28 protein-coding genes are annotated in these 24,462 nt (G+C 70.8%); 9 read left to right on the top strand and 19 right to left on the bottom strand.

Annotated features, from left to right (window positions below; all coding sequences use genetic code 11):
• Both ACFWZH_RS02320 and ACFWZH_RS02315 read left to right on the top strand, forming a co-directional pair.
• A partial coding sequence (locus tag ACFWZH_RS02320; RefSeq protein WP_384424427.1) for an ATP-binding protein occupies positions 1-2,802 on the top strand: 2,802 nt, incomplete at its 5' end.
• Complete coding sequence (locus tag ACFWZH_RS02315; protein WP_384424425.1) at positions 2,799-3,593, top strand: two-component system response regulator; 795 nt, start codon at positions 2,799-2,801, stop codon at positions 3,591-3,593. The genes ACFWZH_RS02320 and ACFWZH_RS02315, both read left to right, overlap by 4 nt.
• A gap of 70 nt (positions 3,594-3,663) precedes the next feature.
• Here the strand turns inward: ACFWZH_RS02315 and ACFWZH_RS02310 are convergent, their stop codons facing one another.
• Both ACFWZH_RS02310 and ACFWZH_RS02305 read right to left on the bottom strand, forming a co-directional pair.
• Positions 3,664-4,203, bottom strand: coding sequence for a GNAT family N-acetyltransferase (locus ACFWZH_RS02310; RefSeq protein ID WP_384424423.1), 540 nt, complete (start codon positions 4,201-4,203; stop codon positions 3,664-3,666).
• 94 nt (positions 4,204-4,297) lie between these two features.
• Entirely contained in the window at positions 4,298-4,915 is a 618-nt protein-coding gene (locus ACFWZH_RS02305; RefSeq protein ID WP_384424421.1) for a TetR/AcrR family transcriptional regulator, read from the bottom strand.
• 56 nt (positions 4,916-4,971) lie between these two features.
• On the opposite strand from ACFWZH_RS02305, the gene ACFWZH_RS02300 reads away from it, so the two are divergent.
• Complete coding sequence (locus tag ACFWZH_RS02300) at positions 4,972-5,463, top strand: DUF1453 domain-containing protein (protein WP_384424420.1); 492 nt, start codon at positions 4,972-4,974, stop codon at positions 5,461-5,463.
• 13 nt (positions 5,464-5,476) lie between these two features.
• On the opposite strand, the gene ACFWZH_RS02295 is transcribed toward ACFWZH_RS02300, so the two are convergent.
• The 4 genes from ACFWZH_RS02295 to ACFWZH_RS02280 all read right to left on the bottom strand — a co-directional run bounded on the left by ACFWZH_RS02295 (position 5,477) and on the right by ACFWZH_RS02280 (position 8,321).
• Entirely contained in the window at positions 5,477-5,854 is a 378-nt protein-coding gene (locus ACFWZH_RS02295; RefSeq protein ID WP_384424418.1) for a hypothetical protein, read from the bottom strand.
• Positions 5,855-5,969: 115 nt separating this feature from the next.
• Positions 5,970-6,659: a DUF6313 family protein gene (locus ACFWZH_RS02290; protein ID WP_384424416.1), complete on the bottom strand. Its 690-nt coding sequence runs from the start codon at positions 6,657-6,659 to the stop codon at positions 5,970-5,972.
• A complete protein-coding gene (locus ACFWZH_RS02285; RefSeq protein ID WP_384424414.1) occupies positions 6,656-7,570 on the bottom strand; it encodes a helix-turn-helix domain-containing protein in 915 nt (304 codons plus the stop codon). Before ACFWZH_RS02285 ends, ACFWZH_RS02290 begins: the two co-directional genes overlap by 4 nt.
• Before the next feature lie 340 nt (positions 7,571-7,910).
• The gene (locus ACFWZH_RS02280) at positions 7,911-8,321 is read right to left on the bottom strand and encodes an ATP-binding protein (RefSeq protein ID WP_384424413.1); all 411 of its coding nucleotides are present in this window, start codon (positions 8,319-8,321) and stop codon (positions 7,911-7,913) included.
• A gap of 111 nt (positions 8,322-8,432) precedes the next feature.
• Here ACFWZH_RS02280 and ACFWZH_RS02275 point away from each other — a divergent pair, with 111 nt between their 5' ends.
• From ACFWZH_RS02275 to ACFWZH_RS02265, 3 genes are all read left to right on the top strand, one after another.
• On the top strand, positions 8,433-9,281 hold the full coding sequence (locus tag ACFWZH_RS02275) for a helix-turn-helix domain-containing protein (RefSeq protein WP_384424411.1): 849 nt from the start codon (positions 8,433-8,435) through the stop codon (positions 9,279-9,281).
• A gap of 17 nt (positions 9,282-9,298) precedes the next feature.
• Positions 9,299-9,532: a DUF397 domain-containing protein gene (locus tag ACFWZH_RS02270; protein WP_384424409.1), complete on the top strand. Its 234-nt coding sequence runs from the start codon at positions 9,299-9,301 to the stop codon at positions 9,530-9,532.
• Between the two features lie 134 nt (positions 9,533-9,666).
• The gene (locus ACFWZH_RS02265; protein WP_384424407.1) at positions 9,667-9,855 is read left to right on the top strand and encodes a hypothetical protein; all 189 of its coding nucleotides are present in this window, start codon (positions 9,667-9,669) and stop codon (positions 9,853-9,855) included.
• 99 nt (positions 9,856-9,954) lie between these two features.
• On the opposite strand, the gene ACFWZH_RS02260 is transcribed toward ACFWZH_RS02265, so the two are convergent.
• The 9 genes from ACFWZH_RS02260 to ACFWZH_RS02220 all read right to left on the bottom strand — a co-directional run bounded on the left by ACFWZH_RS02260 (position 9,955) and on the right by ACFWZH_RS02220 (position 17,651).
• Positions 9,955-10,317 carry a peptidoglycan-binding protein gene (locus ACFWZH_RS02260; protein WP_384424405.1) on the bottom strand — a complete coding sequence of 121 codons (363 nt, stop codon included), beginning with the start codon at positions 10,315-10,317 and terminating at the stop codon, positions 9,955-9,957.
• A 170-nt stretch (positions 10,318-10,487) separates the two neighbouring features.
• On the bottom strand, positions 10,488-11,420 hold the full coding sequence (locus ACFWZH_RS02255) for a TIGR03620 family F420-dependent LLM class oxidoreductase (RefSeq protein ID WP_384424403.1): 933 nt from the start codon (positions 11,418-11,420) through the stop codon (positions 10,488-10,490).
• Positions 11,421-11,549: 129 nt separating this feature from the next.
• Positions 11,550-12,083 carry a SigE family RNA polymerase sigma factor gene (locus tag ACFWZH_RS02250; protein WP_384424401.1) on the bottom strand — a complete coding sequence of 178 codons (534 nt, stop codon included), beginning with the start codon at positions 12,081-12,083 and terminating at the stop codon, positions 11,550-11,552.
• Positions 12,084-12,268: 185 nt separating this feature from the next.
• Entirely contained in the window at positions 12,269-13,435 is a 1,167-nt protein-coding gene (locus ACFWZH_RS02245; protein WP_384424399.1) for a lipid-transfer protein, read from the bottom strand.
• Positions 13,432-13,872, bottom strand: a complete 441-nt coding sequence (locus ACFWZH_RS02240; RefSeq protein ID WP_384424397.1) for a MaoC family dehydratase — start codon at positions 13,870-13,872, stop codon at positions 13,432-13,434. The genes ACFWZH_RS02245 and ACFWZH_RS02240 overlap by 4 nt, the downstream gene beginning before the upstream one ends.
• A complete protein-coding gene (locus tag ACFWZH_RS02235; protein ID WP_384424395.1) occupies positions 13,869-14,954 on the bottom strand; it encodes an acyl-CoA dehydrogenase family protein in 1,086 nt (361 codons plus the stop codon). The genes ACFWZH_RS02240 and ACFWZH_RS02235 overlap by 4 nt, the downstream gene beginning before the upstream one ends.
• 1 nt (position 14,955) lies before the next feature.
• A complete protein-coding gene (locus ACFWZH_RS02230; protein ID WP_384424393.1) occupies positions 14,956-15,945 on the bottom strand; it encodes a bifunctional MaoC family dehydratase N-terminal/OB-fold nucleic acid binding domain-containing protein in 990 nt (329 codons plus the stop codon).
• Positions 15,942-17,126, bottom strand: coding sequence for an acyl-CoA dehydrogenase family protein (locus tag ACFWZH_RS02225; protein ID WP_384424391.1), 1,185 nt, complete (start codon positions 17,124-17,126; stop codon positions 15,942-15,944). Before ACFWZH_RS02225 ends, ACFWZH_RS02230 begins: the two co-directional genes overlap by 4 nt.
• A gap of 219 nt (positions 17,127-17,345) precedes the next feature.
• Complete coding sequence (locus ACFWZH_RS02220) at positions 17,346-17,651, bottom strand: hypothetical protein (RefSeq protein ID WP_384424389.1); 306 nt, start codon at positions 17,649-17,651, stop codon at positions 17,346-17,348.
• 444 nt (positions 17,652-18,095) lie between these two features.
• Between ACFWZH_RS02220 and ACFWZH_RS02215 the strand changes: the two genes are divergently transcribed.
• Together ACFWZH_RS02215 and ACFWZH_RS02210 are read left to right on the top strand one after the other, a co-directional pair.
• Positions 18,096-19,076 (top strand): bifunctional DNA primase/polymerase, encoded by a 981-nt coding sequence (locus ACFWZH_RS02215; RefSeq protein ID WP_384424387.1) that lies wholly within the window; start codon positions 18,096-18,098, stop codon positions 19,074-19,076.
• A 294-nt stretch (positions 19,077-19,370) separates the two neighbouring features.
• Entirely contained in the window at positions 19,371-20,972 is a 1,602-nt protein-coding gene (locus tag ACFWZH_RS02210; RefSeq protein ID WP_384424385.1) for an ABC-F family ATP-binding cassette domain-containing protein, read from the top strand.
• 33 nt (positions 20,973-21,005) lie between these two features.
• Here the strand turns inward: ACFWZH_RS02210 and ACFWZH_RS02205 are convergent, their stop codons facing one another.
• From ACFWZH_RS02205 to ACFWZH_RS02195, 3 genes are all read right to left on the bottom strand, one after another.
• Positions 21,006-21,785, bottom strand: coding sequence for a class I SAM-dependent methyltransferase (locus tag ACFWZH_RS02205; RefSeq protein ID WP_384424383.1), 780 nt, complete (start codon positions 21,783-21,785; stop codon positions 21,006-21,008).
• Positions 21,782-22,303, bottom strand: coding sequence for a GNAT family N-acetyltransferase (locus ACFWZH_RS02200; RefSeq protein ID WP_384424381.1), 522 nt, complete (start codon positions 22,301-22,303; stop codon positions 21,782-21,784). The genes ACFWZH_RS02205 and ACFWZH_RS02200 overlap by 4 nt, the downstream gene beginning before the upstream one ends.
• A 207-nt stretch (positions 22,304-22,510) precedes the next feature.
• Positions 22,511-23,002, bottom strand: a complete 492-nt coding sequence (locus ACFWZH_RS02195; RefSeq protein ID WP_384424379.1) for a peptidoglycan-binding protein — start codon at positions 23,000-23,002, stop codon at positions 22,511-22,513.
• Positions 23,003-23,430: 428 nt separating this feature from the next.
• Between ACFWZH_RS02195 and ACFWZH_RS02190 the strand changes: the two genes are divergently transcribed.
• Entirely contained in the window at positions 23,431-23,967 is a 537-nt protein-coding gene (locus tag ACFWZH_RS02190; protein ID WP_384424378.1) for a hypothetical protein, read from the top strand.
• 10 nt (positions 23,968-23,977) lie between these two features.
• Here ACFWZH_RS02190 and ACFWZH_RS02185 read toward each other — a convergent pair whose 3' ends face one another.
• Positions 23,978-24,433, bottom strand: a complete 456-nt coding sequence (locus tag ACFWZH_RS02185) for an Lrp/AsnC family transcriptional regulator (protein ID WP_384424376.1) — start codon at positions 24,431-24,433, stop codon at positions 23,978-23,980.
• Positions 24,434-24,462: the final 29 nt, after the last annotated feature.

Genomic DNA, 24,462 nt, shown 5'->3' with positions numbered 1-24,462 from the left:
TCCCAGGTCCGCAACATCGCCCAGGTCACCACGGCGGTGGCCAACGGCGACCTGTCGAAGAAGATCGACGTCGACGCCCGCGGCGAGATCCTGGAGCTGAAGGACACCGTCAACACCATGGTCCAGCAGCTGCGGGCGTTCGCGGACGAGGTGACCCGGGTGGCCCGCGAGGTCGGCACCGAGGGCCGCCTGGGCGGCCGCGCCCAGGTCCACGGCGTGTCCGGCGTCTGGAAGAACCTCACCGACAACGTCAACTTCATGGCCGACAACCTCACGTCCCAGGTCCGCAACATCGCCCAGGTCGCCACCGCCGTCGCCAAGGGCGACCTGTCGAAGAAGATCGACGTCGACGCCCGCGGCGAGATCCTGGAACTGAAGACGACCATCAACACGATGGTCGACACCCTCTCCTCCTTCTCCTCCGAGGTCACCCGGGTGGCCCGCGAGGTCGGCAGCGAGGGCCAGTTGGGCGGCCAGGCCCGGGTCGAGGGCGTCTACGGCACCTGGAAGCGCCTGACCACCAGCGTCAACGACCTGGCGCTCAACCTGACCACGCAGGTCCGCGCGATCGCCGAGGTGGCCAGCGCGGTCACCCAGGGCGATATGTCCGGCTCCATCTCCGTGGAGGCCCAGGGCGAGGTCGCCGCGCTGAAGAACAACATCAACCTGATGGTCGCCAACCTCCGTGAGACCACCCGCGCCAAGGACTGGCTGGAGTCCAACCTGGCCCGTATCGCCAGCCTGATGCAGGGCCACCGCGACCTGGTCGAGGTCGCCGACCTGATCCTGCGCGAGCTGACCCCTCTGGTGAACGCGCAGTTCGGCGCGTTCTTCCTGGCCGAGGCGGGCGCCGAGCCGGGTGAGGGGCTCGAACTCATCGCCGGTTACGGCACCGGCCAGCCCGAGGCCCACCGCCGGCTGCCGCGGCTGCGGATGGGCTCCCCCGGCTGGGGCCTGATCACCCAGGCCGCCATGGAGAAGAAGCGCATCGTCGTCGACGCCGTACCGCCCGACTACATCACCATCAGCTCCGGCCTCGGCGCCGCCGCCCCCGCCAGCATCGTCGTCCTCCCGGTCCTCTTCGAGGACCAGGTGCTGGGCGTCATCGAGCTGGCTTCCTTCAGCCGCTTCAGCGAGGTGCACCTGGCCTTCATCGACCAGTTCGTGAACACCATCGGCGTCTCGATCAACACCATCATCGCCAACGCCCGTACCGAGTCGCTCCTTTCGGAGTCCCAGCGGCTGACCGCCGAGCTGCGCCAGCGCTCCGACGAGCTGCAGCTGACCAACGCCGAGCTGGAGGAGAAGGCCGCACTGCTCGCGACGTCGTCGCAGTACAAGTCCGAGTTCCTGGCGAACATGTCGCACGAGCTGCGCACCCCGCTGAACTCCCTGCTGGTGCTCTCCCGGCTCCTCGCCGACAACCCCGAGGGCCGGCTCAACGCGCAGGAGGTGGAGTTCGCCGTCACCATCCACCGCGCCGGCTCCGACCTCCTCCAGCTGATCAACGACATCCTCGACCTGTCGAAGATCGAGGCGGGCCGGATGGACGTCCATCCCAAGCCGCTGCCCCTCATCAAACTCCTCGACTACGTCCGGGCGACCTTCAAGCCGCTCACCGTCGACCGCGGCCTCACCTTCGACGTCCAGGTCGGCGACGACGTCCCCAAGGAGCTGTTCTCCGACGAACAGCGCCTGCAGCAGATCCTGCGCAACCTGCTGTCCAACGCCGTGAAGTTCACCTCCTCCGGCGGTGTGGAACTCCGCGTCCGGCGCGTACCGGGAAGCGAGTTCGAGGAGGAGTCCCTGCGCACCGCCGAAGACGTCCTCGCCTTCTCCGTCAAGGACACCGGGATCGGCATCCCGCCCGAGAAACTCGACGACATCTTCGAGGCGTTCCAGCAGTCCGAGGGCACCACCAACCGCAAGTACGGCGGCACCGGCCTCGGCCTGTCCATCAGCCGCGACATGGCGGCGCTGCTCGGCGGACGGATCACCGCCGAGAGCGAGCCCGACGTCGGCTCGACCTTCACCCTGTACGTGCCCGCCCGCTACACCACCCCGCTCCCCGCCCTCGGCGACGGCTCCGCCCCCACGCCCCGCCCCGTCCTCGCCGAACAGCTCACGTCCCGGCCCACGCCGACGCCCACGACCCGGCCCCGGCCCGACCAGGGCTCCTCACGGGGCGACGTCTTCGCCACCGAGGAAGTGCGCGAGCACGAACCGGCGCCCCATGCCGGACCCCGCACCGGCGACGGCGGCGATGTCACCTGGCCCGAGACCACCCGCCTCAAGGACTGGCTCAGCGGGCGCCCCGGCCAGGTGCTGGCCAACCGCCGGATCCTCATCGTCGACGACGACATCCGCAACGTCTTCGCGCTCACACATGTACTGGGCCGGGTCGGCATCCGCGTGAAGTACGCCGAGAACGGCCGCGAGGGCCTGGAGGTCCTGGACCGGACACCGGACGTGTCGCTGGTGCTGATGGACATCATGATGCCCGAAATGGACGGTTACGAGATGATCAAGGCGATCCGACAAGCCCCCCGATTCGCGGACCTGCCGATCATCGCCCTCACCGCGAAGGCCATGCCGGGCGACCGGGAGAAGGCGATCGACAGCGGGGCCAACGACTACATCCCCAAACCGGTGGACGTGGACCGCCTGCTGTCCGTGATCTGCACACTCCTCGATCCCGAGAACTGCACCCTGCCGCCGGACCCCGACCCCGCCGCCTGCGACGAGGCCGATCCCGCGGGCGCGGACCGGGACGACCGGGGAACGGCGGGGCAGCGGCCATGACGACGACACCGGACACCGCCCCGAGCATCCTCATCGTCGACGACATGGAGGAGAACCTGGTGGCGCTGGAGGCGGTCCTCGGCTCCCTCACCCAGAAGGTCGTCCGGGCCCGCTCCGGCGAGGAGGCCCTCAAGGCGATGCTCCGCGAGGAGTTCGCCGTGGTGCTCATCGACGTCCTGATGCCGGGCATGAACGGCTTCGAGACGGCGGCCAACATCAAGGGGCTGGACCAGACGAAGGACGTGCCGATCATCCTGCTGACCGGCGCCTCGGTCGACCCCAACTACGCCTACCGCGGCTACACGGTCGGCGCCGCCGACTTCCTGATCAAGCCCTTCGATCCGTGGCTGCTGCGGACGAAGGTGAACGTCTTCCTCGAACTGCACCGCAAGAACCGCCAACTGGCCGCCCAGGCAGAACAGTTGAAGCGGCTGCTTACCTCGGACGGCGGCCGTCCCGGCGGCCCGGCGGTGGAGGCGCCGGAAGCCCCGGAGGCGTCCCACGCGCCCCAGGGCCACGCGACCGAGGAGCTGGGCGAGCAGTCCGCGGCGGCCACCGCGTCCACCGAGGCCACGCGCCTGGCGGAGGTCGCCGCCCAGCTCGCCCAGCTCGAATTCCTCCTGCGGGACAGGGCGGGCCGTGAGTCGGGCCCGGAGGACGGCGGTGACGAGACGGACCGGGGCGAGGCGCACGGCGGCGAGCCGGCAGGGGACGCGGCGACCGATCTGGCCGACCGCATCGCGCAGTTGGAAGAAGCGGTGGGGCGGCTGCTGACCAACCGGACCGGGTAGACGCACGCCCCAGGGAGACCGGACCCGAGGACACCGGCCCGAGGAGACCGGGCCCGAGGAGCGGAGAGCGTCAGCTCCTCGCGCTGCGGGCGATGCGGAACAGCACGTTCGGCCGCAGTGGCCCTTCGGGCTCGGAGAGGTCCTCGAAGTCGTCGGCCGGGTCCCGGGTCATGCCGATCCGGCGCATCACCGCCTGCGAACGATGGTTGGTGGCCGTCGTGACGGCGACGATCTCGGGCAGATCGAGATGGTCGAAGCCATGGGCCAGGACCGTCAGCGCGGCCTCGGTGGCGTAGCCCTTCCCCCAGGCCGAGCGGGCCAGCCGCCAGCCGATTTCCACTCCTGTGAACGGCATGTCGTCGTCCAGGTCGTCCAGACCCGCGAAGCCGATGAACTCGCCCGTGGCCCGCACCTCGACCGCCCACCACCCGTAGCCCCGCTGGTCGAACTCGGCCTGGAACAGCGCCACGCAGGCATCGCTCTGTTCGCGGGTGAGCAGGTCGCCCAAGTGCTCCCGAACCTCGGGATCGGCGTTCATCGCCGCCCACGGTTCAAGGTCGGAATCACGCCAACGGCGCAGGACGAGGCGATCGGTACGCAGTTCGGACATGCTGCCAGCCAACGCCAGCCACGGCCCCGAGGCAATCCCTTTTCCCTCCGGACCGCACCGCCCCCAGACGCACGGATCGTTCCCGGGGGATAGGTCAGTTGCCGGCTCTGAGCGCGTCCAGGTGCCGTCCCAGTACCTGCCGGAGCAGCTCGGGCGGATAGCGGTCCGGCAGCAGCGTTGCCTGGAGATTGAGTCCGTCGAGGAGGGCGGCCAGTCGCGTGCTCTCCAGTTCGACGTCCATGTCGGCCGGCAGCCCGCCGGCGCGCCGGGCTTCGTGGAGCACGCGCGACATCAGGGTGTGCAGGTCGGCCTGCATCTCGGCGGCACAGGGCCGCAGTTCGGGGCGGGTGTGTGCTGCGGCGGTGAAGGCGAGCCAGAGCGCGGACTCCTGGCGACGGGCCTCGTCCAAGGGGAGGAACTCGGCCAAAAGCTCTTCCGTTCCGGCTCGGCGGTCGGTGCGGCCGTCGGGAGCCAGGAGCCGCTCGGCGTGGGTGCGGACGCGGTCGCCGATGCGCCGGCTCAGCTCCCTCATCGTGAAGGTCATCAATGCGTCGTGGTCGGCGAAGTAGTGGCGGACCGAGCCGACGGCGAGTCCGGCTTCCTCCGCGACGTTGCGCAGCGACGCATGTTCCAGCCCATGCCGGGCGGCGACGGACAGGACGGCCTGCGCCACCACTCTGCGACGGGCCACGGGATCGACGATCTTCGGCACGTTGGCTTTATAGCACGGTCGGGCTAACATCGTTTTAGCTCAGTCGTGCCATAAAGATGGGTGGTATCTGCGTGGACCCCTGGCTGCTCGCTGCGATCATCGCGGTGGTCGCGATCGCGGTGGTGATCAAACGGATGATCGGTGAACCGGTCAATGCGAGGGACCTCTTCGCAGCCCCGGTGATTCTGACCGGGATCGGCGTCCTGTCCCTCGTCAAGATGACGGATCTGACCGGCACCGACCTCACCTGGGTCATCGCGGGCGCCGCCCTGGGCGCGGCACTCGGCGCACTCCGCGGCGCCACCGTTCAGCTCGTCGACAAGGGCGGTGTCCTGTGGCAGCGGTACACCGGCCGCACCTTCCTCGCCGTGATCGGCACCCTGGCGGTCACGGCCGGCTTCAGTGTCCTGGCGGTGAAGATGGGCATGCACGAGAACGCACGCCCTCTCCAGCTCTCCATCGGCGTGAGCTTCCTCGGCGAGTCCCTCATGGTCGGCCGTCGCGGCATGGCTTCGGGGATCCCCTTCGCCCCGGCACGTACGCGCTGACTCCCCCTAAGGCTCAGTCGCGCCCGGTCCGGCCCCACCCGCCGCGGAACCGGCCCCGCCCGGGACGCTCGGGCGGCCGGGGAATGAACGGCAGCCCGTCGTCCCGCGTCTCGGACGTACGGCTCCACGCGCGGCTCGCCGCCGGCTCGACATAGGTCAGACGGGTACGCGGCGCCCGGGCGGCCTCGAACTCGCGCGGCTCCTGGCCCGCGACCGCCATCAGGTCGAGCAGCATCCGCTCCGCCAGATCCGGCTCCAACTGGACCCCCACCCCTTCGGAACCCCAGCGCAGCACCAGTTCCGCGGCCCTGGTCAGGCCCTCATCCGTAGCGGTGGGAAACGCCAGGGCCAGCGAGGCCCGGACGATCTCCACCGCACTCTCCGCCTGCATCAGCCACCGCCGCCCTCTCCGCTACGCCCACACCCGAAGTCGACGTCCACGTCCACGTTCACGTCCACGCCCACACCCCCCCGTCCACGCCCGCTGCGGCTCACCGTCACGGCCCTCACGGCTTCCGGGCGACACACACCGCACACAGCCCGACCAGCGCCGGGGGCCGCATATGGATGAGCGTCGCGTCCTGCGCCTGCCGCAGGCACTCGTGCCGGTCGAGCTTGGAGAACTGCTGCGTACTCATCGTGTCCCTGATGATGACTTCCCAATGGTCCTGGGCTTTGACCCAGTCGTTGCGATGCGCGATCCGCACAAAGGCGTCCACGAAGACCTGCTCCGCCAGCGTCCCGTGGAAGTAGCTCCCCAGGTAGTCGATCCGCGACGGCGGCCTGAGCCTGTCCCCCCAGCCGCGCTGCTCGAACAGCGTGCTCGTCGCGATGGACTTCACGCTCTGGATACGGGTCGCGATCACGTGACCGGCGACCCCACCGATGACGGCCGGGACGGCCAGCCAGCCGATGACGGACGCCAGCCACAGCAGGGCGTGCTCCGGCGCATCGATCAGGGTGAACGTCTTGTACACCTTGCTGGGGCTCGCCGCCCGAGCGGCGAAGACGTACAGCACGGAGATGCCCGCCGCGAAGGGCAGCCCCCAGTCGATGATCCACTGCGTCAGACCGGCCAGCGCCTTCCTGGAGCGCCAGAGCCGCCGCAGCCTCCCCATGGGACGTTCCGGCGGCAGCGCCAGATCCGTGGGTATAGGGATCGGGTTGTTCAACTGCGCCCCCATTGCCTCGCTCAATACCCCGAGTCTAGACATTCGGGGTGCGCCGGAACCTCGCAATCACCAACCTGGTCAGGGGAGTTGGCGTCGGGCGCCGCCGGCTCACGCTGAGGCCGCCGTGATTCCTCCGCGGCTCTGTGGCGGCAGTCGCGACAACGGCCGGGCGCCGGGGCACGGAAGGCACGTTCGCAGCCGTCGCAGGTCTGGAACGGAGGCAGCTGGGCACGCGCGGGGCCGGCGGGAGCCGCTGCCGCGAGGGGTGGCGGCAGCCCTTCGGCGAGGCGGTGGGCGATCAGGGCCGCGGGACTGCGGAGCGGCTGCGGGAGCCCCGTGGTCAGCGCCCGGCGTACGGAGTCCGGGGCAACACCGCGTTCCAGCCAGGCGGCGACGGCCGGAGCGAGGCGCTGGACGTCCTGCACGGAGAGCAGCAGACGGGGGTCGTCCCGCCGCAGGTTCGCCAGCAGGGCGGACCCGGCGGGGTGGTGTTTGTGCTGGTCGCGGGGTTGGGGGAGGGCGGGTGGGGGTGTCTTCGGTGCGGGCGGGGGCTCGGGGACCGCCGATGGGGCGGGCTCCTCAGGGGCTGGATCGGCTGCGCTCCGGCGAACGGAACGGGCGGCGGCCTCGCGGGCGCGACGAGCGCGAGTGGCTTCAGGGTTGTTGTACGAGATGGTGACGGTGACGAGCCGCCCTTGATCGTTCCGCTGCCGAACCCGCTCCAAGTAGCCGTACGCCTCTAACTCCCGCAGGGCGCCTGCGATGCGATCCCGGCCTTCGCGGGACTGCTGCGCGAGCGTCCGGATATCGACCGGTGCACCCTCGGGAAGCGACTGGATGTACGTGGCGAGCCCTCTGGCGAGGAACGACAGCTCACTGTGCTGAGCGAGATGGTTGCCGATGATGGTGAAGCCTGGTTGCTGGAATTCAGTCACCTTGCGGACTCCGGAGGTGGATCGTCGAACGACGTACTGGGCGCGCGAGGGCGCGTTAAGCTGCGGCTTAGCCATCAGGAAGCCTTCTCTTCCTTGGTGGTCAGGCCCTCGGTCCGGGATGCCCGTCCCAGTCGAGGGCCGTCGCATGTCTGCGGTGTGTGGTGTTCCTGCTACCGAGAGTGCAACGGCGGGACGAGCGGAGGCGAGCCCTCCGCCACTCGATCACCCGAGCGAGTGACGGACATGCGGTCCCCCGGTGGGGTTTGGTGGGTTGGTTCTTTTCACCTGGGGTTATTTGGTCTTTTACGGCCAGTGGCACCGCCAGCCCAGTTCCCGGCCTTCAGCGCCATGGCGGCAGGTCGAACTCCGCCCAGACCGTCTTGCAGGGCACAGGCCCAGGCCAGGTCCCCCATCGATCAGCGAGCGCGTCCACGAGGATCAGGCCGTACCCCGACTCCTCTACACCCGGAGCCGGTTGGACCGGGATCCGGTCCGGGCGCGCGTCCACCAGCTCGACACGGAGCGTGTCCGCGTCAAAGAACAGCACGATCCTGAAGTCGCGCCCCCGTACGCGTCCGTGTGAGGCGGCGTTCGCGGCCAGCTCGGCGACGACCTGAGCGGGCCGTTCGAACGGCAGCCCCCAGACCCGGAGTTGCTCGACGGCGAGCAGCCGCGCAAGGCGGGCCCCTCGACGGGTGGCCGACAGCTGGACCTTGAACCGGAGCTCGGGCTCGGCGATTTGCTGATTCATGTCACTCAGCGTGGTCGGCCGTGTTTACGCTGAACAGTGATGACGCCGGTACGCATGGTGATGTCCGCGGGTTGTCTGCGGGCGTCTTCGCTGTCTAGGAGGCGGAAGCGGATGAGTATTGACGGCGCGGACGAGGCAGGCTGGGACCTCGACCCAGCGAACGATTCAGAGGCCGTCGTGGAGACCGTCGGTCACCAGCTCAGGTTGTGGAGGGAATCCGCAGGTCTGCGACCGGCGGAGTTCGCGAAGGCCCTTGGGTACACGGGTGACCTGATCTACAAGATCGAGCGTGGCGCGCGTATTCCCCGTCCAGAATTCCTCGACAGGGCCGACGAAGTGCTGGGCGCGGACGGGAAGATCGCCGCAATGAAGAAGGACCTGGCGCGGGCGCGGTACCCGAAGAAGGTCCGGGATCTAACGAGGTGGGAGGCCGAGGCGGTCGAGGTGGGCTGGTACGGCAGCCACAACTTCCATGGCTTGTTGCAGACAGAGGAATTCACGCGCGCGCTCTACGAGATGCGACGCCCAGCGCTCTCGCCGGACCACATCGACCGGCTGGTGGAAGCGCGGATGGCTCGTCGGTCGATCTTCGACCGCTGCCCGGCACCCGCGCTCACATTTGTCCAGGAAGAGGTTACGCTGCGGCGCCCGCTCGGCGGCAGAATGGCCTTGCGCCGACAGCTCGAACGTCTGTTGGAGCTCGGACAGTTGCGGAACGTCGAGATCCAGGTGATGCCGACCGAACGCGAGGACCACGCCGGGATGATGGGTGAGATCGAGGTTCTGAAGTTCCCAGATGGTTCGGCAGTGGGCCGCTCCGAAGTGCAGCTCGCCAACCATGCGACTTCTGCTCCGAAGGAGCTCCGGATCCTTGAACTCCGTTATGGGATCATCCGGTCGCAGGCTCTCACTCCACGGGAGTCACTGGCCTTCATCGAGAAACTGCGGGGAGAGACATGACGCTCCGGCCTACTGGCATGTGGACCAAGAGCAGCTACAGCGACAGCAACGAGCGTGACGACTGCATCGAGGTTGCCTGGACCAAAAGCAGCTACAGCGGCAACGGCAACGAGCCCGACTGCATCGAAGTCGCCGCCACCCCCTCCACCATCCACATCCGGGACTCCAAGAACCCCGACGGGCCTCGGCTGCAGCTCCCGCCGGCCACCTGGGTCGACTTCGTCGCGTACGCCGCCGACTCCGCGCGCTGACCGTGCGCCGGGTCGTGCGCGACGGCGCGTAGCGGCCGGGCGTGCAACTGCCGGGGGCTTCCTTCGTGCCGCCGACGGGGTCGGCGCGGCCGTGGCGGGAACGCTGTCGGCAAACGGCAGAAGGGGGAGCCACGGTGCGGCAGTTCGACCTGAAGGCAGAAGCGGAAATGCGGCTGCAGTCCGAGAAGTTCGCCGCGGAACTGGCGCAGAAGCGCCGCGAGAGCCTGGCGGCGGCCGAGGGCAACGCCCCGGCACCCGCATCGGCGGAGGCCACCGGCACACCCACGACCGCGGCGACGGACGCCACCGCCGAAACCGAGTGAGGGCCAGGGGCGATCACCACCCCCGGCCCGGTTGTCAGGGCCTGTCCGACGGGTCGTGCAACCGCACCTGATCGGACAGGCTCGATTCGGCCGCGCCGTTCACACCGCGCGCAGGGCCGCCCACGTCTCCGGGCCGACGACGCCGTCTACCTGGAGACCGTTCACGTCCTGGAAGTAGACCACCCAGCTCTCCGTGCGCGGGCCGAAGCTCCCGTCGACGGCCAGTGGTGAGCCACCGTTCCAGGCGTTGATCACGCACTGGATCTCTCTGACACGGTCGCCATGGTCACCACGCCGGGTGGTGGCAGAGCCGTCGTAGTAGCCGCAGAATCCGGACGCGTCGGCCACCGAAGTGGTGCCCCGCGCCTCGACCGGCGTGGCGGAGGCGGCCGGAGCCAGTGCCAGAAGCAGCCCGCTCAAGGCAGCCGCCGCAGCGAAGACGGCGCGCTGACGTGTACGCATGTGAGGTCCCTTCCCCCAAGTCTTCGGAGATCTCCCGGGCAGGAGCTCCACAAAGAGACTGGCTTCGGGAGCGGTCCGCTACGCCGCTGCCGCCCACTTGTACCCCTGTGGGTGACACCGCGTCGTCCCGCGCGGCACCACGGATGCCGGCCGCTCCAACAGGCCGCACCTCACGACGCGTTGAGGAGCATCTCGGCCAGCGTGCGCCATGCCGTGCGCGGGAAGTCGTACGGGCGGCGGCCGTCCGTGACGACCTGGACCGCTACGTGGTCGGCGCCCGCGGCGAACCGTTCGGCGATGCGGGCGGCGATCCGTTCGGGGGTGCCCCAGGCGAAGACGGCGTCGACGAGGCGGTCGCTGCCGTGCCCCGCGAGGTCGTCCGTGGTGAAGCCGGAGCGCAGCCAGCTGTTGGCGTAGTTCAGCTGGGCGAGGTACGGGGCGAGGGCGGCGCGGGCCGTGGCGCGGGCGGTCGACGGGCTGGTGTCCGGGATCACCGACACCGCGGGAGCCAGCAGCGGGCCGTCGCCGAGGAGTTTGCGGGTGTGGGCGGTGTGGTCGGCGACGGTGAGGTGCGGCTGGACGCCGGCGGTCCGGGTGGCGGCGAGCCGGGTCATCCTCGGACCGTGGGCACCGAGGAAGCGCCTCGCCTTGGGGAGCGGCGGAGCCGAGCCGTCCAGCGCGTCGAGATAGCCGCTGAGCGCCGTGTACGGCCGGTGGTAGCGCTGCTCGACCTGCGAGTGGCTCACCCCCAGGCCGAGGAGCAGCCGCCCGCGTTGGCGGTCGGGTACGGCGTGGTACGCCGCGGCGAGCTCGGACGCGGGCTGGTGCCAGATGGAGACGCAGGCGGGTGCGACCACCGTCCGGTCGGTCGCCGCCAGCAGCTCGGTCGTCGTGACGAGGTCGCCGCGGGGATTGCCCCCGGGATTGCCGCCGAGCCAGAGCGTGCCGTAGCCCAGCTCCTCCAGTTCCGCCGCGGCGTCGCGGGCCTCGCCGCGCTCCCCGTGGGTGAAGGCCAGACTCCAGATGCCGATGCGTCCCAGGCTCAGGCCGTGGTCGAGGTCGTCGAGGTCAGGGGTGAGGTCATGAACGAGGTCAACGGTCATGAATCGTGTGTACCGGCGGGTGGGCGGGGCCGACGGGCGCGCCGGGCGTGGTGGCCAAAATGCGGGCCTATTCGCCCCGGAGGCCGCTCTTGACGCTGGCATAGGGCGGGCGCACGGGTGTCCCGCGCGTTACCGGATCATGGCCAGCTCAGGGTCCTCCCGGAGTTTGGCCAGGGCGCGGGAGACGGCGCTCTTGACCGTGCCGATCGAGACCTCCATGACCTCGGCGGTCTGGGCCTCGCTCAGGTCCTCGTAGTACCTGAGGACGACCATGGCGCGCTGGCGGGCGGGCAGCCGCATCACCGCCCGCCACATCGCGTCGCGCAGGCCTTCCAGCTCGGCGGGGTCGGGGGCCGGCAGCGGGTCCGGCTCGGGGAGCTCGTCGACGGCGAACTCCTCGACCTTGCGCTTGCGCCACTGGGAGGTGCGCGTGTTGATCAGCGCGCGGCGGACATAGCCGTCCAGGGCGCGGTGGTCCTCGATGCGCTCCCAGGCCACATAGGTCTTGGTCAGCGCGGTCTGGAGGAGGTCCTCGGCGTCGTTGGGGTTGGCGGACAGCGACCGCGCGGCGCGCAGCAGGACCGGCCCCCGGGCCCGTACATAGGACGAGAACGACGGGAACACAGCGGCGGTCGAAGCTCTTGTGCACACTGGCGTGGTCATGGGCTCAACGCTAGAAGCGAGGGGGGCTTCGGGGGATCGGTCCCAGGTGCCGAAGGGCTCTCCGCCTCAAGTTGTACGGGTGGGGCCCACCCCACCTCCTTTGGGGGGACGGGACCCTCAGCCCTCCCTATCCGGACCCTGAGCCTTCTGCGCCCGGGACCCTGAGCCGTCCCCGCCCGGGCCCCTCAGCCGTCCCGGCCCAGGACCAACCCCGACGTGGGCACCCCCGTACCCGCCGTGACCAGCACATGGGCGGCGTCGGGGACCTGGTTCGGGGACGTCCCGCGCAGCTGGCGGACGGCCTCGGCGATGCCGTTCATGCCGTGCAGGTACGCCTCGCCGAGCTGGCCGCCGTGGGTGTTCAGCGGGAGCGTGTCCGCGGCGACGAGGTCGGCGGCCTCACCGGGGCCGCAGAAGCCGAACTCCTCCAGCTGCATGAGCACGAAGGGGGTGAAGTGGTCGTAGAGGATGGCGACGGAGATGTCGGCGGGGCCGAGGCCGGCGGTGCGCCAGAGTTGGCGGGCGACCACGTTCATCTCCGGCAGGCCGGTCAGATCGTCGCGGTAGAAGCTGGTCATCTGCTCCTGGGCGCGGCCGGCGCCCTGCGCCGCGGCGGTGATCAGGGCGGCGGGGTGGCGGAGCTCGCGGGCCCGCTCGGGGCTGGTCACCACGATCGCCTGACCGCCGTCCGTCTCCTGGCAGCAGTCCAGCAGCCGCAGCGGTTCGACGATCCAGCGGGAGGCGGCGTGGTCGGCGAGGGTGATGGGTTGGCCGTGGAAGTACGCGGCCGGGTTGCGGGCGGCGTGCCGGCGGTCGACGACGGCGACCTGCCCGAACGCCTCCGGGGTCAGGCCGTAGGTGTGGAGATAGCGCTGAGCCGCCATCGCGACCCAGGAGGCGGGGGTGAGCAGGCCGAAGGGGAGGTTCCAGCCGAGCGCCGCGCCCTCGGCGGACGGCTGCCGCTCCTGGACCCCGGAGCCGAAGCGGCGCCCGGAGCGCTCGTTGAACGCGCGGTAGCAGACGACGACTTCGGCGATCCCGGTGGCGACGGCCAGGGCCGCCTGCTGGACGGTGGCGCAGGCCGCGCCGCCGCCGTAGTGGATGCGGGAGAAGAAGGACAGCTCGCCGATGCCGGCCGCCTGGGCGACGGTGATCTCGGGGCTGGTGTCCATGGTGAAGGTGACCAGGCCGTCGACGTCGGCCGGTGTCAGTCCGGCGTCGTCGAGGGCGGCGTGGACGGCCTCGACGGCGAGCTTGAGTTCGCTGCGTCCGGAGTCCTTGGAGAACTCGGTGGCGCCGATACCGGCGATGGCGGCCCGTCCGGACAGCGAGTCGGGGCGGTGCAGGCTCATGCGGTGCCTCCCGGGAGGCTCACGGTGACCGTGCCGGTGACGTGGTGGCCCAGGGCGTTGGCGCCGGTGATCCGCACCCGGGCGGTGTCGCCGTCGACGTCGGTGACCGTGCCCGTCAACGTCATGGTGTCGCCGGGGTAGTTGGGGGCACCGAGGCGTATCGCGACGGCGCGGAGCACCGCCGTGGGACCGAAGTGGTCGGTGATGTAGCGGCCGACCAGCCCGTTGGTGGTGAGGATGTTCATGAAGATGTCCGGGGAGCCCTTGTCCTTGGCCGCCTCGGTGTCGTGGTGGACGTCCTGGTAGTCGCGGGAGGCGAGCGCTCCGGCGACGATCAGGGTGCGGGTGAGGGGGATCTCCAGGGGCGGCAGCTCGTCGCCGGGCTTGGTGCCGCTCTCGCCACCGGCCTTGCTGCCGCTCTCGCCGCCGGCCGTCACGTCTGACCCTCGCTTGTCATCAAGTCCCCCAGTTCTTCGAGGAGTTGGGATCCCGAGCCGAGATGGGCGTCGAGTTGCCGGCCCCAGAGGAAGTGCCGGTGGACGGGGTGGTCGACGTCGGCGCCGATGCCCCCGTGCAGATGCTGGCCGGTGTGCACCACGCGCTTGCCCGCCTCCGATGCCCACCAGGCGGCGGTCAGCGCGTGCGCGGCGCAGGGCAGTCGCTCGTCGTACCGCCAGGCCGCCTCGTAGGCCGTGACCCGTATCGCCTCGGTGTCCATGTACGCGTCGGCGGCCCGCAGGAGGACGCCCTGGTTGGTGGAGAGGGGGCGCCCGAACTGCTCGCGGGTGGTGGTGTGGGACACGGCGCGGGCGAGGGAGCCGGCGCAGACACCGGCCTGGAGGGCGGCGAAGGCGGTGCGGGCGGCGGCCAGCGTGCCGGGGTAGGCATCGGCCCCGCCCAGCCGCTCGCCGGCCGCGCCGTCCAGGGTGAGCCGGGCCGCCGACCACGGGGCGGTGGTCTCGACCGGCTCCCGCCGTACACCGGTGTCGTCCGTGCGTACCAGCCACAGCGTGCACGAGGCGTCCGGCACCAGGACGTGCGTGGCCTCGCGCAGCCAGGGCACCACCGGGACCGAACCGGTCAGCCGCGCCGTCCCCTCGGCCCGCGCCCCGGCACCCGCCGCGGCCCCCGTCCCGTCCCCCGCCTCCGTCCGTACGCCACCGCGCCGGGCCGGGAACGCCCCGGTCGCGACCGACTCGCCGGCCCGCAGTCCGGGCAGCAGCCGTGCCCGCTGCTCCGCGCTCCCGTGCGCGCCGATCGCCAGCAGGCCGTACACACAGGTCGCGGCGAACGGCACCTGCGCCGTCGTACGGCCCTGCTCCTCCAGCAGCAGGGCGAGCCCCAGCAGCCCGGTCTCCTCGACCGCGCCCGGCAGACCGGCCGCGCACAGCGCCTTCCACAGTTCGGCGTCGGTGGCGCTGCCCAGCCCGGCCAGCCGCTCGGGCGTGGACAGATCGCCGAAGACGTCGGCCGCCAGTTCGCTCGCGGCCCGCTGCTCCTCCGTAGGCGTGAAGTCCATGTCAGCCCGCCACCCCGCCCTCGGGACGGAACACCGGCAACTCCCACTCCTCGTCCACCCGCAGGAATTCAAGCCGCACGGGCATCCCGATCCGCACCTTGTCGTGCGGCACACCGATCACGTTGCTGACCATCCGCACGCCCTCCGCCAGTTCGATGAGCCCGACGGCGTAGGGAGGGTCGAAGGCCGGGAAGGGCGGGTGGTGCATCACGACGTACGAATAGACCGTGCCGGCGCCGCTCGCCTCGACCGTGTCCCACTCGGGCGAACCGCAGCCGCCACAGCCCGGCAGCCACGGAAAGCGCAGCTCGCCGCAGCCGCCGCAGCGCTGGATCAGCAGCCGGTGCCCGGCGACGCCGTCCCAGAACCCGGCGTTGTCCCGGTTGATCACCGGACGGGGCCGCCTGGCCTCGGGCGTCCTCGATGGGCTGCCCGACGGCATCCTCCTGGGAGTCCTCGACGCGGCGGGGGCGTACTTGAGGACCCGGAAGCGGTGCGTCCCCGCCGGCTCGCCGTCCGCCCAGATGTCCATCCGCGTAGTGACGAAGTACCCGGTCCCCAGCTTGGTCGTCTTGCGCGCGGACACCGACTCGATCACTCCGCGGAAGGTGATCCGGTCACCCGGGCGCAGCGGCCGCAGATACTCCTGCTCGCAGTCCGTCGCGACGATCGAGGTGTATCCGGCGCCGTCCAGCAGCCGGGACAGTTCGTCGTACGCCCCCGAGCGGTCGGTGTGGCCCGACAGCCCGCCCATCGTCCAGGCCTGGAGCATGGTCGGCGGGGCGCTCGCGTCCGGCCCGTCGTACGCCGGGTTCGCATCGCCCATCGCCTCGCACCAGTGCCGGATCATCGGGGCGTTGACCAGGTCCTTTCCGACGCCCGCGGTGGAGGACGGCCGCCCTTCGTAGGCCTTCAGCCGCTCGTGCAGCCCGTCGTGCTCGTCAGTCCTCGACCGCTCGTGCGGCCCGCCTCGACCGTGCGGATCGCTCACCGCCGCCCCCTCCGCATCCCCAACCGCATCGTCGCGACGATCTCCCGCTGGACCTCGCTCACGCCGCCCCCGAAGGTGTTGATCTGCGCCGCGCGGTTCATCCGCTCCAGTTCGCCGTCCTGGAAGACGCCCGGCGAACCGGCCCGCACCAGGGCGGCGTCGCCGACCACCTCCTGGCACATCCGGTAGACCTCGACGGTGGACTCCGTCCCCGCGAACTTCACGCCGCTGGCATCACCGGGGCCCAGCGTCCCGGCGCCCACATCGCCGACCAGGCGCCAGTTCAGCAGGCGGGTGGCGGCCAGCCGGGCGTGCGCCTCGGCGAGCCGGGACCGCACCCAGGGATGGTCCGCCGGGCGCTCGCCGGACTCCGGGTCCGGCGTACGGGCGTGCGCCAGCGCCGCGTCGAAGGCGTCCTCGGCCTGCATGCCGAGGGCGGCCAACGCGACGCGCTCATGGTTGAGCTGGTTGGTGATCAGCTGCCAGCCGGCGTTCTCCTCGCCGACGAGGTGGCCGGCCGGGACGCGGACGTCGTCGTAGTACGTGGCGGTGGTCGTCAGTCCGCCGACCGTCTCGATCGGGGTCCAGGAGAAGCCCGGCGCGTCGGTGGGCACGAGGATGATCGAGATGCCCTTGTGCTTGGGCGCGTCGGGGTCGGTGCGGCAGGCGAGCCAGATCCAGTCGGCCTGGTGGGCGTTGCTGGTGAAGGACTTGGCCCCGTTGATCAGCCAGTGGGCGCGCCCGTCGTCGTCATCCGTCCGCTTCACCGCGCGGGTACGGAGCGCGGCGAGGTCGGTGCCGGCCTCCGGTTCCGTATAGCCGATCGCGAAGACGGTCTCGCCGCTGAGGATCCGCGGCAGGAAGTAGTCCTTCTGCTGCGGTGTGCCGTACTTCATGAGGGTCGGGCCGACGGTGTTGAGGGTGACCATCGAGACCGGGGCGCCGGCGCGGTAGGCCTCGTCGAAGAAGACGAACTGCTCGTCGGGGCCGCGGCCCGCTCCGCCGTACGCGGTCGGCCAGCCCAGGCCCAGCATGCCGTCGGCGCCGATCCGGCGGAGCAGCGCACGCTGCGCCTCGGGGTCCTCGGGCAGTCCCTTCGGCCCGTCGGGCAGCAACTGGCGGAAGTACGAACGGAGTTCGGTGCGCAGTTGCTCCTGGCGCGGGGTGGGGGCGAGGTGCACGTCGGCGGCCTCCCCTTCTGGTGGCCGTACGTCCGGCGCGCAAGGGGCGTCCGGACGTACGAACGAGCGAGCGGGTTTCTGACTGTCCGTCAGAAACCCGCTCGCTGTCAAGGCCGGTGCGATTGAACCCCGGAGCAGCCCCATTCGCTCTCGGCGCCGGCCCCGACATCACCCCTCGGTCAGCCGCCACTCCCCAGGGCGGCTCACCGGCTCACCGGCTCACCACAGCTCGGTGAAGTTCACGGTGGTGTTGTCCTGGTCGATGTCCGTGAAACCGGAGCCGTTCACGCTCGCGGTGTTGTTCTGGTTGGAGGCACCGGCACCGTTGGCGACCTGCTGGCCGGTGGTCGAGTTGCCGTTGTTGTCGTGGCCGACGCCAGTCCCCGTCTGGCTCGTCGCCGCCGAACTCGACCCGTTGTTCGCAAAGCCGCCGTTGTCGGCCTGCGCCACGCCGGACAGCAGCGCCACCGCGAAGGGCAGCGCGGCGGCCACGGCCATGATGCGGGCAGTACGGGTGCTTGCCATGTCTATTCCTCCTACGGAACACAACTTCTGGATCTGACCTGCTGGATCTGGTCTGCTGGGCCTGAGCTGCCGGACCCGGCCTGCTGGACCCGCCTGCTCGATCCCGCCCGACACGGATCACGGATTTCGCGAACTCCGCTTGTCCACCGGGCAGTTGGCCGACCACCACGGTGCTTCCTCGACGTCGCGATCTCAGGATTGCCCACGAATCCCCGGCGAACCCGCCACGAAGGGGCGATTCCCTCGCAAGCATGAGGAACCCCGGGTAAACCCCCGCCGCACCACCTCGCGCCGCCCGCCCGTCTCCGTGAGGTCACGGCCTGGGCGGAACCCTTCCCCCGCAAGGGGTACGGACCCCACCCGACCGGCCCACCGACCCGGCGCACGGGCGCCTCGACGCACGCCCCCCTTCCCCTCATCGAACATTCGTACGAAAATAGCGTCATGGCCACGCACCGACGCCATGCCGAACCGCACACCGCCGTCCGACAGGAACCGCGCGCGGACGCCCCCGCCGACGCCCACGCCGCCGCGCTCGCCCATGCCCTGCTCGCCGCCGAGCGCGGCTACCCCGTCATTCCGCTGACCCGCGGCAAACTCCCCGCCATCCGCTCCCCGCACCGCGGCCACCCCGAGGTCCCGCCCTGCCGCGGCGGGTGCGGCCGCATCGGGCACGGCGTACACGACGCGAGCACCGACCCCCTGGCCGTCCGCCGCCTGTTCGCCGCCGCCCCCTGGGCCACCGGCTACGGCATCGCCTGCGGACGGCCCCCGCACCACCTCATCGGCATCGACCTCGACACCAAGAACGGCGCCGACGGCCTCACCGCCCTCCGGTTCCTCGCCGAAGCGCACGGCGTGGCGATCCCGCCCACCGTCGTCGTCCGCACCCCCAGCGGCGGACGCCACCTGTGGTTCACCGGCCCGCCGTCCCCGCCCGTCCCCAACTCGGTCGGCCGGCTCGCCCCGGGCATCGACGTGCGGGGTGCGGGCGGCTATCTGGTCGGTCCGGGCTCGCTCACCGCCCGGGGGCGGTACGTCCTCGCGCCGGACACCCCGCTCCGTCCCGCCCCCGCGCCACGCGCCCTGCTCGCCCTCCTCACCGCCCCGGCCCCGTCCGCCCACCGCCGGTCCGCGCCCGGCGCCCCGGCCCAGCCCGCCGCCGCGCTCGTACGGTTCGTCCGCACCTCACCGGACGGCCAACGCAACGCCCGCCTCTTCTGGGCCGCCTGCCGCGCCTACGAGTCCGGCCTGGGGCGGGAACTCGCCGCACGGCTCACGGAGGCCGCCTGCCACACCGGCCTGCCCGAAGCGGAGGCCCGCGCGACGATCGCATCGGCGGCCCGGCGCGAGTGGGACCGGCAGGATCGGCAGAAGCGGCAGGACCGGCAGGACCGGCAGGATCGGCCGAACCTGCAGGACTGACCCGGCGCCTCGTCCGACACGCAGCAGCCCAGGGCCGCCCCCGGTCGCGCAGAAAATCGGCTGCGTCCGGCACCCGGCCCCCGCTACCCTCCCGACCATGTCTACGCCCCGGATCTCTTAGCTCGGAAACCCGCTTCCACGCCACCGGTGTGTCCGCACACAGGCGTGTCACGCGTAGCCGCAGGCGCGCATCCGCACCCGGCGCGTGCCGGCCGAGGCCACCGCGCGCACCGCGGCAGCCGCCCCCGAGTTCCAAGACCTCCCCTCTTCCTCTCTCCTTCCGGAGCGTTTTCCGTGATCACCGTGCGCGGTGTCGACGTACGCGTCGGCGCCCGACTCCTGCTGTCCGACCTCTCCTTCCACATCGCCCCCGGCGACCGCATCGGCCTCGTAGGCCGCAACGGCGCGGGCAAGACCACCCTGCTGCACACGCTGACCGGCCGGCACCGCCCGGCCGCCGGGGACATCACCCGCACCGGCTCCCTCGGGCACCTCGCGCAGGACTCCCGTACCGCCGACCCCGACACCACCGTCACCGACCGCATCCTCTCCGCGCGCGGCCTGGACCGTGCCGTACGAGCGCTGCGGGCCGCCGAGAACGCGATGGCCCGGGCCGGCGACGCCTCCCAGGAGCGGGGGGCGATGGCCGCGTACGTCCGCGCCGAGGCCGACTTCCAGGCGCGCGGCGGCTATGCGGCACAGGCCGAGGCGGCCCGGATCGCCGCCGGTGTGGGGCTGCCGCCGCGGGTCATGGACCAGCCGGTCGGCACGCTCTCCGGCGGTCAGCGACGCCGCGTCGAGCTGGCCCGGATCCTGGCCGCCGACCACGACACCCTGCTCCTGGACGAGCCCACCAACCATCTCGACGCCGACTCGATCGGTTGGCTGCGCGCCTTCCTGACGTCGTATCGGGGCGGCCTGATGGTCATCAGCCATGACACCGGACTGCTGGCCGGGATCGTCAACCGCGTCTTCCACCTCGACCCCGCACGCGCCACGATCGACGTCCACAACACCACCTGGCAGGCCCACCTCACCCAGCGCGCGGCCGACGAACGACGCCGTACCCGTGAGCGGGCCAACGCGGAGCGCAAGGCCGCGGCACTGCGCACCCAGGCCGACAAGATGCGCTCCCACGTCTCCACGGCCGTCGCCGCGAAGAACATGGTGCGGCGCGCGGACCGGCTGATGGCGGGCCTGGAACCGGCCCGGCGTACGGAGCGGACCGCCCGGATCCGGCTGCCGGAGCCCGCACCGTGCGGCCGTACGCCGCTGGGCGCCATCAGCCTGACCAAGGCCTACGGCGGACATCGGGTGCTCGGCGGGGTGGACCTGGCCGTCGACCGGGGCAGCCGGCTGGTCGTGCTCGGCCTCAACGGCGCGGGCAAGACCACCCTGCTGCGCATCCTCGCCGGTCAGGAGACCCCCGACAGCGGCCGGGTCGTCTCCGGCCACGGTCTGCGCCTGGGCTACTTCGCCCAGGAACACGACACCCTCGACCCGGCGTCCAGCATCCGGCAGAACCTGGCCGCCGCCGCGCCCCACCTCACCGACGGCGAGGCCCGCCGCGTCCTGGGCTCGTTCCTCTTCACCGGCGACGACGCCGACAAGCCCGCCCGGGTGCTCTCCGGCGGCGAGAAGACCCGGCTGGCGCTGGCCGGCCTGGTCCACTCGGGCGCGAACGTGCTGCTCCTGGACGAGCCCACCAACAACCTCGATCCCGCCTCCCGGGACGAGGTACTGACGGCGGTCGACGGCTATCCGGGCGCCATCGTGATGGTCACCCACGACCCCGGCGCGGTCGAGGCTCTCCGCCCGGACCGGGTACTGCTCCTGCCGGACGGCACCGAGGACCTGTGGAGCGCGGAGCACGGGGAGTTGATCGGGCTCTCGTGAGCGGCGGGCGGGCCCCGCGTGCGGAGGACGGGCTCACCCCGTCCTCCGCACCGCCTTGCGCGCCTCGATCAGGAACCGCGTCGTATGCGCCACGAACGGCCCCGCACCGCGGATCAGCTCATCCAGCTCCCGCAGCCGCTCCCGGTACGTGCCGACGGTGAACCCGGGGACGATCCACACCACCTTCCGCAGGAAGTAGACGACCGCGCCGATGTCGTGGAACTCCGTCCGCAGCGACTCCGCGCGCAGATCCACCACCTCCAGGCCGGCCTCCTCCGCCGCCCGGCGCGCCTCCTCGGGATGCCGGGCCCGCCGTACGTCCGCCGGCTGCGGCCCCAGGAAGTACTCGACCAGCTCGAACACGCTGGCCGGGCCCACCTGTTGGGAGAAGTACGTGCCACCCGGCCGCAGCACCCGGGCGATCTCCGACCACCACACGGTCACCGGGTGACGGCTCGTCACAAGATCGAAGGCCGCATCGCCGAACGGCAGCGGCGGCTCGTCCGCATCGGCCACCACGACCGCCCCGCGCGGGTGCAGCAGCGCCGTGGCCTTCGCGATGTTCGGCGGCCAGGACTCCGTGGCGACCATCAGCGGCGGCAGCTCGGCCACCCCGGCGAGCACCTCCCCGCCGCCGGTCTGGATGTCCAACGCCGCCGACGCCCGCGCCAACCGCTCGCCCATCGCCCGCTGGTACCCCCACGAGGGCCGCTCCTCCGTGGCGCGCCCCTCCAGCCACGAGAAGTCCCACCCCTCGACCGATACCGCCTCGGCCTCGGCCACCAGCTCCTCGAACGATCGCGACCCGCTCATACGCCCTCCCCCATCACGAAGGTCAGCGCCGGGCGGTCCCACATCACCGCCGGCGGATTCGCCCGTACCGTTCCGCTCGGCCGGGCACCGACGCTGCGGTAGAAGCCCTCGGCGGGCGGATGCGACACCACCCGTACGCGGTCGATCCCGACGCGCCGCGCCTCGCCCCGCATGTGCTCGATCAGCCGACGCCCTATGCCGTATCCCTGTGCCTGATCGTCCACGAACATCAAATCGAGCTCCGGCGGCTCCACAATGAGCGAATAGAACCCGAGAACCCGCTCCCCGACCCGCTCCCCCTTCATCGCCCCCGCACCGCCGCCGTCGCTCCCAGGAACTCCCTCTCGCACAGCGACGAACACCCGGTGTGCCTCGATGTAGTCCGGCCCCACCTGATATCCCTCGACCATCGCGGAATATCGTCCTTCATAAGCCCCCGAACTCCGCACGAGTCGGGTGAGCCGCCGGGCATCCCGCCGCTCTGCGCGCCGGATCACCACACGACGGTCCTCTTCCACTGCCCCCGCCCTACGAAATCCCACGGCGACCACTACCTGCTTTCCACCGGTCCCCGAAGACGGCCAGGACGGAAATGACCGCTACCCATTCCCCGTACCGTCTCCTCATCCCCCCACGATACCGACCGGGCAAAACGACAAATCGACTCCCCGCCGCGCACAGGCGTTGCACGGCGGGGAGGTCGACGGTTCCTCGGGTCGGATCCTTCAGTCGGAGCCCCACTCCTCAGGCGACGGGCTCGGAACGCGGAGCCGGTCCCAGGACGTCCGCCCCGGAATGCCGTCCGCGTCGGCTCCTGTGAAGCCCAATGTCTGCTGCCACAGGGAGTAGGCCTGCCGGTGCTTCTCGTTCCACCGGGGCCCAGGACCACTGAACCCGTAGGGGGCGCCGCAGTCTTCTTCTACGAGGCGCAGCCCCATGTTCAGGATGATGGGGCTCTCCGTAGGAGGCAGGCTCGTGAAGAAGTCCTTGCCCGGGAACGGAACCAGGCCCGGAGCGGTCGGCGCGGGCGCTCCTCCCCCAGACGCCGCCTTTCGGACGATGAGCCGCTGCCCCACCTGGATTATGTTGGGGTTCGGAATGTTGTTCCAGATCTGAAGCTGCTTCACGGTGGTTTTGAAGTGAGTGGCAATAGCGCCGAGCGTATCGCCCTCAACGACGGTGTAGATCGTGTCTCGTGTTGTCTGTTGAGTGCCCATGCCTCTCACGCTAGAAGCGTTCCCGCGTCCCCGCACGTTCTGACGGACACCGCAACCGACCAGCCACTCCACGAATTCGCCGAACTGCATTTTAAACCCCCCTCACCGCCCTCGCAGCCCAGCGGCTCGCATGAACTTAACCCGCCATCAATCTCCGTCAATTAACCAATCAATCAACGACTCAACCATCCCACCGACCGGCTCACTAACCGACCCACCGACCGACTCACTGAACAACCGATTGGCCATTGAACGACCGTCCCCGAATTCCGCCGCACTGCCCCGCACACTTACGGCTCGCCGCCGGCGCCGTACGAGCGCGAGCAGCCCGAGCCCCCGATCGCGGGGCACTGGGGGGAGGACAACTCCGCCCTCCGGCAAGGTCGTTGCGACCGGGACTGTCAGTGCGAGCGACTACGGTCGGGCCCATGAGTAGGTGGAACTGGAGCGCCAAGGACATCCGCGAAGCACGTGAGTTGGACGTGCTGCGGTCGGAGAACGATGTGCTGCCGCTGTGGTTGCGTGAGCAGCAGTCCCGATTCTCGGCCTGGGTGCACGAGGTCGGCGGCCTGTGGGACTTCTCCCCCGAGTCGCTGGATCGCCTGGAGGCGGCGGTGCGGGAGAGGTTCACCTCGCTGGAGGAGTTCCGGGAGCAGGAGGACGAGGCGTTCCTTCAGGTGGCCGCCTGGTACCTCGGCGAGGTCCACAACCACCACCGGGGGACGCAGTGGCAGGTACACCCCGACGGGAAGGGCCGCTTCCGATGGGAGTGGTACCCCTTCGTCATCCCGCCGTGGGATCGGCTGGACGACTACGAGGACGAGGACGGCATCGAGTACGACGCACGCCCCATAGTCGACCCGCTCAGCAGCCTGCGGGCGGTGCTGCTGGAGCCGTACGAGCGGCCGTTCCCGGGCCAGACGCTACGCAGCGAACTGGACGGCTACGAGCCGAAGACGGCCTGAGGGACGTCGGCTACTTCTCCGGCAGCGGCCGGTCGTCGATCACGTTCTTCATGACGAGGGTGGAGGTCAGGCGCTGGACACCGGGCAGCCTCGCGAGCTGCTGGTCGTAGAGCTGCTGGAAGGCGGGCAGATCGGCGGTGGCGACCCGCAGGAGGTAGTCGGGCTCGCCGAAGAGGCGCTGGGCCTGGATGACGTGCGGGATGGCGGTCACGGCCTCCTCGAAGGCGGTGACGGTGTCGGGGTCCTCCCAGCGCAGGGTGGCGAAGACCAGGGCCTCGAAGTTCAGGCCGACGGCGGCCGGGTCGACGACGGCGCGGTAGCCGCGGATCGCGCCCTCGCGTTCGAGGTCCCGCACGCGGCGGTGGCAGGGCGAGACGCTCAGCCGCACGCGACCGGCCAGCTCCGTGACCGTCAGACGGCCGTCCAACTGCAGCTCGGTAAGAATCTTCCGGTCAAGCGCATCCATGGGAAAAATTCTCCCCCATCTCTCGCGAT

The sequence above is a fragment of the Streptomyces sp. NPDC059008 genome (genome assembly GCF_042749045.1).
Lineage (GTDB): Bacteria > Actinomycetota > Actinomycetes > Streptomycetales > Streptomycetaceae > Streptomyces.
Note: the sequence above shows the minus strand (reverse complement) of the source record. Positions and strands in the feature narration are given on the sequence as shown.